At 79.0% G+C, this 1,146-nt stretch carries 1 protein-coding gene; it reads right to left on the bottom strand.

What is annotated here, in order from left to right; all coding sequences use genetic code 11:
* The coding region (locus GPJ59_RS36395) for a glutamate racemase (protein ID WP_219672375.1) at nucleotides 1-744 on the bottom strand (744 nt) is incomplete at its 3' end.
* Nucleotides 745-1,146 lie beyond the last annotated feature (402 nt).

Below are 1,146 nucleotides of genomic sequence, written 5' to 3'. Positions count from 1 at the left end.
GCCCAGGGCGGCGGCGGGGAGTTCTGCCGGGCGCCCGCTGGCCAGGACGGTCAGGCCGCCGGTGCGCGGCAGCTCGGGCTCGGGGCCGACACCGAGGCGGCGCAGGGCCTGGAGGGCGACGGGCGCCGCCGAGCCGTGGTAGACGAGCGCCGCGCCGCCGGTCCGCCGCGCCAGGGCCTCCCGGATGGCCCCCTCGACCAGTTCGTAGTGCGTGCAGCCGAGGACGACGTCGGTGACGTCGGGCGGGGTGAGCGCCGCGGCGGCCGCGACGGCCCGGGCCACGGCCGCCTCGTCCGCGTACTCGACGGCGTCGGCGAGCCCGGGGCACGGCACCTCGGTGACGTGCGCGCCGGCCGCGAAGTCGCGGATCAGCCCGCGCTGGTAGGTGCTGCCGGTGGTCGCCGGGGTGGCCCAGATCGCCACCCGGCCCCCGGCGGCCGCGGCCGGCTTGATGGCCGGGACGGTCCCGATGACCGGGATACCGGGCTCCAGCTCGGCCCGCACGGCCGGCAGCGCGTGCACGGTCGCGGTGTTGCACGCGACGACGAGGGCGTCCGGGCGGTGGGCGGCGGCGGCCCGGGCCACGACGAGGGCGCGGCCGGACAGGTCCTCGGGGGTGCGGGGGCCCCAGGGCATCCCGTCGGGGTCGGAGGAGAGCACCAGATCGGCGTCCGGCCGCAGCCGTCGCATCGCGGCGGCCGCCGCGAGGAGGCCGATTCCGGAGTCCATGAGGGCGATCTTCACCTGGTCACCTTAATGGACCGGGCCCCCGCACCCGGCCTCCCCCCGCGGAAAACCGGCCCCGATGCCGACCCGGAACACCCGCGCATCGCCGCGACGGCGCCACCCCCGACCCGCAACGGCGGCCGGGCTTGCGGGCCGGTCCCGGCGGCCGGGCCTGCGGGCCGGGTCCGGCGCACGCCGGGGCGAGGAACGGAAGCTTGGGCCAGGTCCCGTACGGAAGCCGGGGCGAGGTCCCGTACGACGCCGGGCCCGGGTCCCGTACGCACTCCGGCGCCGCGTCCCGTGCGGTGGGGCGGGGCGGGCGGGGCGCGACGGGCAGTGGGGCCGACCGGCGCCACGCCTGTCCCCTATACACATCTCCCCGCCCACCAGAACGAGGCTGGACTCGTCTGCCGTCCTCCG

The sequence above is a fragment of the Streptomyces bambusae genome, from assembly GCF_019400985.1.
GTDB classification, from domain to species: domain Bacteria; phylum Actinomycetota; class Actinomycetes; order Streptomycetales; family Streptomycetaceae; genus Streptomyces; species Streptomyces bambusae_A.
The sequence above is the reverse complement of the archived record's forward strand: the minus strand, read 5'-3'. Positions and strand labels throughout refer to the sequence as shown.